The sequence below is a fragment of the Streptacidiphilus melanogenes genome, from assembly GCF_000787835.1.
Classification (GTDB): domain Bacteria; phylum Actinomycetota; class Actinomycetes; order Streptomycetales; family Streptomycetaceae; genus Streptacidiphilus; species Streptacidiphilus melanogenes.
Genome location: NZ_BBPP01000048.1, coordinates 21,895 through 29,426 on the forward strand (window position 1 = coordinate 21,895; position 7,532 = coordinate 29,426).

7 protein-coding genes are annotated in these 7,532 nt (G+C 71.4%); 1 reads left to right on the forward strand and 6 read right to left on the reverse strand.

Annotated elements, in window-relative coordinates:
* Positions 1-155 precede the first annotated feature (155 nt).
* From TR49_RS33655 to TR49_RS33680, 6 genes are all read right to left on the reverse strand, one after another.
* Positions 156-1,571, reverse strand: coding sequence for a DoxX family protein (locus tag TR49_RS33655; protein WP_236653644.1), 1,416 nt, complete (start codon positions 1,569-1,571; stop codon positions 156-158).
* Positions 1,572-2,013: 442 nt separating this feature from the next.
* Positions 2,014-3,003, reverse strand: a complete 990-nt coding sequence (gene rlmB / locus TR49_RS33660) for a 23S rRNA (guanosine(2251)-2'-O)-methyltransferase RlmB (protein ID WP_042388626.1) — start codon at positions 3,001-3,003, stop codon at positions 2,014-2,016.
* Positions 3,004-3,077: 74 nt separating this feature from the next.
* Positions 3,078-4,472, reverse strand: coding sequence for a cysteine--tRNA ligase (cysS, locus tag TR49_RS33665; RefSeq protein ID WP_042388629.1), 1,395 nt, complete (start codon positions 4,470-4,472; stop codon positions 3,078-3,080).
* Between the two features lie 173 nt (positions 4,473-4,645).
* Positions 4,646-5,161 carry a 2-C-methyl-D-erythritol 2,4-cyclodiphosphate synthase gene (gene ispF, locus TR49_RS33670; RefSeq protein ID WP_042388631.1) on the reverse strand — a complete coding sequence of 172 codons (516 nt, stop codon included), beginning with the start codon at positions 5,159-5,161 and terminating at the stop codon, positions 4,646-4,648.
* Positions 5,151-5,915, reverse strand: a complete 765-nt coding sequence (gene ispD, locus TR49_RS33675) for a 2-C-methyl-D-erythritol 4-phosphate cytidylyltransferase (protein WP_042388633.1) — start codon at positions 5,913-5,915, stop codon at positions 5,151-5,153. Before ispD ends, ispF begins: the two co-directional genes overlap by 11 nt.
* A 252-nt stretch (positions 5,916-6,167) precedes the next feature.
* Positions 6,168-6,650, reverse strand: coding sequence for a CarD family transcriptional regulator (locus TR49_RS33680; protein ID WP_030255707.1), 483 nt, complete (start codon positions 6,648-6,650; stop codon positions 6,168-6,170).
* A gap of 361 nt (positions 6,651-7,011) precedes the next feature.
* Here TR49_RS33680 and TR49_RS44190 point away from each other — a divergent pair.
* A partial coding sequence (locus tag TR49_RS44190; RefSeq protein ID WP_052434872.1) for a hypothetical protein occupies positions 7,012-7,532 on the forward strand: 521 nt, incomplete at its 3' end.

The following is a 7,532-nucleotide window of genomic DNA, read 5'->3' on the forward strand; positions in this document are numbered from 1 at the left end:
GGCGGGACTCAACCCGCCGTGGCGACCCGCAGCAGCGCGTGACAGCGCCCGCCGCAGGCGAAGCAAGGCAAGAGAGCAAGGCAAGAGCAAGGCAAGTATCAGGCAAAAGGTGACCCCCGGCCGTTCCGGCCGGGGGTCACCTTTTTCCAACCTTGTCAGCCGCCCAGCAGGCCGCCGATCACGCCGTTGCCGCCCGTCGAGGTGGGCTTGGGCGCCGGGTTGTGGGAGTGCGTCGGCGTGGTGCCGCCGCCCGCGCCGCCCCCGGCACCGCCCGCCGTGGCGCCGGTACCGGGGCCGGACGTCCCGGTGTGGCCGGTGCCGGGTGTGGAGCCCTTGTGGTGCTTCGACGCGGACGGGGAGGGGGACGACGGCTTCGCCGCCGTGCCCGGGGCGGACGCGCCCGCCTTCGGAGCCGTCGCCACCGGGACCGGGACCGCGCCGCTCGGCCACGCGCCCATCGGCAGAACCTCACTGGGCGACGCCGACGGTGCGACGCTCGGCGCCTCCGTCGTCGTGGTGGTGGTCTGCGTCATGTGCGACGCGCGCACCGCGGCGCCCAGCGCCGAGCCCAGCAGCAGCGTCGCGCCGACCACGACCGTGGTCAGCACCACGCCGCGGCGCATCACCCGACGCCGCAGCTGCGCGACGCGCGCCTGCTCGCCGAGCCTGCGCCAGGCCTCCAGGTGCAGCCAGCCGTCCAGCGAGAACATCGGCGCGCCGGCCAGCAGCAGCGGGCTCCATGCGGCCAGGTAGATGATCTCCGGCGTGTCGTAGACCGGGACCGTCCGCCAACTCACCGTCACCAGCAGGGCGAAGGACAACGTCATCGCCACGCCCGCGGTGAACCTCTGCCACAGCCCGAGCACCGCCAGCACACCGACGTTGATCTGGACGAACGCCACGGCCAGCCCCGCGCCCACCGGGTGGGCCAGCGCCAGCGCCATCAGCGGCTGCGCGACGCTCCACGGGTGCAGCGCCTCCATCCAGTGGACCATCGAGCCGCGCGCGCCGCCGTTGAAGTAGACCGGGTCGCACAGCTTGCTGAAGCCCGCGTAGATGGAGAACAGCCCGAGGAAGACACGCAGCGGCAGCAGGACCAGGCCCAGGTCGACGCGCCTGGTCGACTGCCAGGTCTGGTGCTGGGACGCACCACCACGGTCGGCCGCCTCCGGCAGCGGAGGCCGCCGCGCGGCCGGCTCGAAGATCCGGACGTCGTCCAACTCGGCGTCGTAGGCGTCGAGTTCCGCGAGGCTGAGCGGCTGCGTCGCCTCCAGCTCCTCGGCCCGCCTGGCCGTGCTCTGGGCCGGGACGCCGGCCAGGGCGGACTGGACGAGCACGCCGGGCTGCACGCCCGGGGTGACCCCGGGTACGACGAGATCCAGCTGCCCGGTCCAGGTGATCGGCGTGACCCGCGCACGTCGGCGCGGCGAGGCCGCTGCGACGCCGACGGCTCCGGCGCCCACCAGCATGGACTCCCGTCTGCCCAGGTCGACTCCGAGCAGGTGCACGTCGATCAACGGCGCCGCGGGCGGGGTGAAGCGGACCCGGAAGCTCGCGGTGGTGGTGTTCAACCGCGAGGGGTCCGACGGCACCTTGACCATGTTGAGCGTCGGCTCGCCGCCGTCTATCCCACCGGCGTTCGCCGCCGTGGGACGAGGACGGGTACGTGTTCTGGTGTCCACATCCCACTAACCGTCCAAAGGGCCGGAAAGACACTCCCGGTTGACAGCCGACCGGCTGACCCGTATGACGAACCGTCCGGTTGCACGATCGGCAGTGCGAGTCAGGGCCCGAGCCATGGTCGCGGACGCGGACCCGCGCACGGACGCGAACCGGGGCGCGGGAGGCGCGCGACGAGCCACCGGCTCGCGCGCGGTTCCCCGCGCCCCTGAACTGAACTGTCGCGACGTCACAGATACGACGTCACAGGCACGACGTGGCAGACATGACCTGACAGACGCGACGTGACAGACGTGACGTCACAGATTTGACGTCGCACTCGCGACGTCGCGACTACTTCTGCTTCGGCCGCCGCAGCCGGGCCGCCTCGTAGAGGACGATGCCCGCCGCCACACCGGCGTTGAGCGACTCCGCCTGACCCGGCATCGGGATACGGACCGTCAGGTCGCAGGTCTCCGAGACGAGTCGGGACAGGCCCTTGCCCTCCGAGCCCATCACCACGACGACCGGACCGGTCAGCGCGTCCAGGCCGACGATGTCGTGCTCGCCGTCCGCCGCCAGACCGACGACGAAGAGGCCGGCCTTCTTGTACGCCTCCAGCGCGCGCGTCAGATTGCTGGCGCGGGCGACCGGGACGCGCGCCGCCGCGCCCGAGGACGTCTTCCACGCGCCGGCGGTCATGCCCGCCGAGCGGCGCTCGGGGACGACGACACCGTGGCCGTCGAACGCCGCCACGGACCGGACCACGGCGCCCAGGTTGCGCGAGTCGGTGATCCCGTCCAGCGCGACGATCAGCGGCGCGTCCTTGTTGACGTCGGCCGACGCCAGCAGGTCGTCCGGGTGGGCGTACTCGTACGGCGGGACCTGGAGGATCAGGCCCTGGTGGTTGTGGCCCTCGGCGAGGTTGTCCAGCTGCTGGCGCGGGGCCTCCATCAGCGGGACGCCGCGCTCGGTGGCCAGCGACAGCGCGTCGCGGACGCGGTCGTCGTTGTCGATGAACTGCTGCACGTAGAGCGCGGACGCGGGGACGTCGCCCTGCAGCGCCTCCAGCACGGAGTTGCGGCCGTAGACCAGCTCCGCGCCGGACTTGCCGGTGCGGCCCTGGACGCCGCCACGGCGCGTAGCGCTGCGCGAGCGCGCGTCGGCGGCGCGCTTGGCCGCGGCGTTCGCGGCGCGCTGCTTCGGGTGGCCCTTGCGCGCCTCGGCGGGCGGCGTCGGGCCCTTGCCTTCGAGCGCCCGACGGCTGTGGCCGCCCGTGCCGACCGACGCGCCCTTCTTCGATCCCGGGTTGCGGCGGTTCCTGCGCTGGCTGTTGCCGGCCATGGGTGCTGTCCTGCTTCCTGTTCCTACTGGTCGTCCTGCGACGTGATCACCGAGAGGTGGTCACGTGGACGTGGTCACTTGTTGAGGGTCCAGCGCGAGCCGTCCGCGCGGTCCTCGATGTTGAGCCCGGCCTGCACGAGACGGTCCCGGATCGCGTCGGACGTCGCCCAGTCCTTGCGCTCGCGGGCGGCCTGGCGCTGCTCCAGGACGATCCGGACCAGCGAGTCGACCACACCGTGGAGGTCCTCGCCGGAGCCCGGGCCGGCCCAGAACGGGTCGAGCGGGTCCATGCCCAGCACACCGAGCATCGCACGGACCTCGGACATGCGCGCGACCGCGCTCTCCTTGTCGTCCGCGGCGAGCGCCGCGTTGCCCTGCCGGACGGCGGTGTGCACGATCGCCATCGCGCCGGGCACGCCGAAGTCCTCGTCCATCGCCTCGGCGAAGGCCGGCGGCACGTCGTCGGCGGGCTCGACCGCGCCGTGCAGTTCCACGACGCGCTGCAGGAAGGACTCGATCCGGTTGAACCCGGTCTCCGCCTCGCGCAGCGCGTCCTCGCTGTACTCGATCGTGGAGCGGTAGTGCGGTGTGCCGAGGTAGTAGCGCAGCACGATCGGGCGCCACTTGGCCGTCATCTCCGAGACCAGCACCGAGTTGCCGAGCGACTTGCTCATCTTCTCGCCGCTGAGCGTCACCCAGGCGTTGTGCAGCCAGTAGGTGGCGAAGTCGTCCCCGTAGGCCTTGGACTGCGCGATCTCGTTCTCGTGGTGCGGGAAGATCAGATCCCGCCCGCCGCCGTGGATGTCGAAGGCGCGGCCGAGGTACTTGTGCGCCATGGCGGAGCACTCAAGGTGCCAGCCGGGACGGCCGTCGCCCCACGGGGTGGGCCAGCTGGGCTCGCCGGGCTTGGCGGCCTTCCACATGGCGAAGTCGCGCGGGTCGCGTTTGCCGGTCTCGCCCTCCCCCTCGGGCTGGCGCAGGTTGTCCAACTCCTGGTGGGAGAGCGCCAGGTACTCGGGGAAGGAGGTGACGGAGAAGTAGACGTTCCCCTCGGGCGTGGCGTAGGCGTGCCCGCGCTCGATGAGCGCCTGCATCATCTCGACCATCTCGGTGACGTGCCCGGTCGCGCGCGGCTCGGCGGTCGGCGGGAGGCAGCCGAGCGCGTGGTAGCCGTCGTTGAAGGCGCGCTCGTTGGCGTAGCCGATCTGCCACCAGGGCAGGCCGAACTCACGCGACTTGGCGATGATCTTGTCATCGATGTCGGTGACGTTCCGGACGAACGTGACGTCGTAGCCGCGGTGGGCGAACCACCGGCGCATGATGTCGAAGTTCAGGCCGGAGCGGATGTGGCCGATGTGCGGAGCGGCCTGGACGGTCGCTCCGCACAGGTAGATCGACACGCAGCCCGGCGTGTTCGGGACGAAGTCGAGAACCTGGCCGGAGGCGGTGTCGTGCAGGCGAATGCTCACCCCACCAGGGTAGTGGGCGGCAGGCACTGCCCTACGCCCTTCGGGGGAAGGGCACACGGCCTTGACGAACTTGTCGCAGAACCACGTGTCGCAGAACCGCGACCCGCGCAGTTCGGCCGGGCTCGGCCGGCCTCGGTCGGGCCCGGCCCGGCTCGGCCCGGCCGGGCTCGGGCTCAGTAGACGAGCGCGGTCGCGATGGCGGTCAGGCCCTCCTCGCGGCCCGGGAAGCCGAGGCCGTCCGTGGTCGCGCCGGAGACGGAGACAGGCGCGCCGACCGTGGCCGAGAGCAGGTCCTGTGCCTCCGCCCGCCGCTTGCCGATCTTCGGGTACGGCCCGACGACCTGCACCGCGACGTTGCCGATCTCGAATCCGGCCGCCCGCACGATCCGGGCCGCCTCGGCGAGCAGCTTCACTCCGGCCGCGCCGGCCCACTCGGGGCGGTCGGTGCCGAAGTGCGCGCCGAGGTCGCCGAGCCCGGCTGCGGAGAAGAGCGCGTTGCACGCCGCGTGGGCGACGACGTCGGCGTCCGAGTGGCCCTCGAGGCCGACCTCGTAGCCCTCCCAGCGCAGGCCGGCGACCCAGAGCTCGCGACCGGGAGCGAAGGCGTGGGTGTCCACGCCGATGCCGGTGCGCGGCAGCCGGAAGGCCGCCGGTGTGGCGGAGGTCTCAGCAGGAGTCTCAGAACTCATCGCGGGACCTCCGGCGGGCCAGGACGGCCTCGGCGAGGACGAGGTCCAGCGGTCGGGTGACCTTGAACGCCTCCTCGTGACCGGGCACGACCACGACCCGGCCGCCGAAGCGCTCGACGAGCCCGGCGTCGTCAGTCGCGTCGACCCCTTCTTCCAGCGCCTTGGCGTGGACGCGGTCGAGCACGTCGCGACGGAAGCCCTGCGGCGTCTGCACAGCGCGCAGCGTGGCGCGGTCCGGGGTGGCGACGACCGGCTCGGGCAGGCCCGCGGCCGCGGCCGGGGTTACCTGCTTGACGGTGTCGGCGAGCGGGACGGCCGGCACGACGGCCTCGGCGCCGTCGGCGACGGCGCGGGCGACGGAGTCGACCACGTCGACGGGGACGAGGGGACGGGCGGCGTCGTGGACGAGCACGACGTCGACGTCGGCCGGGAGCACGGCCAGGCCGGCCCGGACGGACTCCTGGCGGGTGTCCCCGCCGGGCACGACGACGAGAGCGGCGCTCTCGCGTTCACCGATCGCGTCGGCGAGCAGTGCTCGCACCTCCGCGACGCCGTCCTTCGGCGCGACCACGACGACGGTCTCGACGGCGCGCGAACGCGCCAGCACCCGGACCGCGTGGACGAGTATGGGCACCCCGCCGAGTTCGCGTAGCGCCTTCGGGGCGCCCGGCCCCAGTCGCTCGCCCCGGCCCGCTGCGGGCACCACTGCTGCGGCGTTCAGGTTTGGTCCCTTCGGGGATATGGGTACGGTCAAGGCGTGCCGGGCTCAGCGCCCTTCCGTGAAGCGCACCTTGACGCTCGCGTCCGGCACCGCACGGCACCGTCGGCACTACCTCTACGGACCGAAGTCCGTCGCTCCATGGTTCCATGCAGGACTTCCGTGCACGCCTCAGCGCCCGGCGATGCGACCGCCAGGCGCTGGGACGAACGACAGAACGAACGTGAACCGCACGGAGACACACTCACGTTTGTGCGCAGGCAGGGCGCACAACCGCACGCGTGTCCGTTACGAGGCGAGCACCTCGTCGAGCAGCGTTTCCGCCTTGTCCTCGTTGGTGTTCTCCGCGAGCGCGAGCTCGCTCACCAGGATCTGGCGCGCCTTGGCGAGCATGCGCTTCTCGCCTGCGGACAGCCCGCGTTCGCGCTCGCGACGCCAAAGGTCGCGCACAACCTCGGCGACCTTGATAACGTCACCCGAGGCGAGCTTCTCCAGGTTCGCCTTGTAGCGGCGGGACCAGTTGGTGGGCTCTTCGGTGTACGGTGCTCGCAGCACCTCGAAGACCCGGTCCAGACCGTCCTGGCCGACCACGTCGCGCACGCCTACGAACTCTGCGTTCTCTGCGGGCACGCGCAGCGTCAGGTCGCCCTGCTGCACCTTGAGCACCAGATAGGTCTTGTCCACACCCTTGATCTGGCGAATTTCGATGGCCTCGATCAGCGCGGCCCCGTGATGGGGGTAGACCACGGTGTCGCCAACCTTGAACGTCATGTGACAGGTACCCCTTCCGTGGCTTTCCAGAGTAACACGGTTCAGGCCGTATCAGAAGGGCGTTTCCGCAGGTCAGAGCTGGTTCGCAGGCTTGACAACGGGCCCGGTTCCATGCTGCGACCCCTGTTCGAGGAGCCCTTCTCGCAGGTCGGAGCGGTTGTCCACGAACCTGCGTGCACACCGTCATCACGCAATGATCTTGCGTTCCGGGCGTTATCCAACCGTGATCTGATCTTCGTCCGGGTGGGTCCACCGAGGTGTGATGGTGCGACACGGGCGACCCCGTGTGGAGCGGATAAAGGCCCTCGGTAATCTGAACGCGGACCAGAACCCTCAAAACGTTCAAGGAGAACTCTCCGCCGTGAGCCGCAGTCTTCGTCGCGGCGCGGTCGCCGCCGTCATCGCCGTCGCGATCGCCCCCGTCCTCGCCGCCTGCTCTGCGGGGTCCAGCGCGGCGACCCTCCAGGTCAAGCCGAACTCCGCCGCGACCACGCTCAGCAACGGCCAGCTCAAGCTGAACGGTGTCGCCGTGGTCGCCGACCGCAACGGCAACGCCCCCGCCAGCGTCATCGCGAGCATCGCCAACAACGAGCAGCAGGCCGAGAACCTCGTCTCGGTCACCGTCGGCACCACCGCCGCGACGCTGTCCGGCACGACGGCCATCCCCATGGGCGACGCGCTGAACCTCGGCAACCCCGGCCCCAAGGCGACCACCGCGATCGTCCCCACGCTGGACCAGCCGGCCGGCGCCGTGGTTCCGATCACCTTCGTCTTCGCCAACGCCGGCTCGGTCACGCTGGACGCGCAGGTCCAGACCGGCACCGGCTACTACGCGCTGTACGCCCCGGTCCCGCCGGCGGCCCCGTCCCCGACGGTGACCCC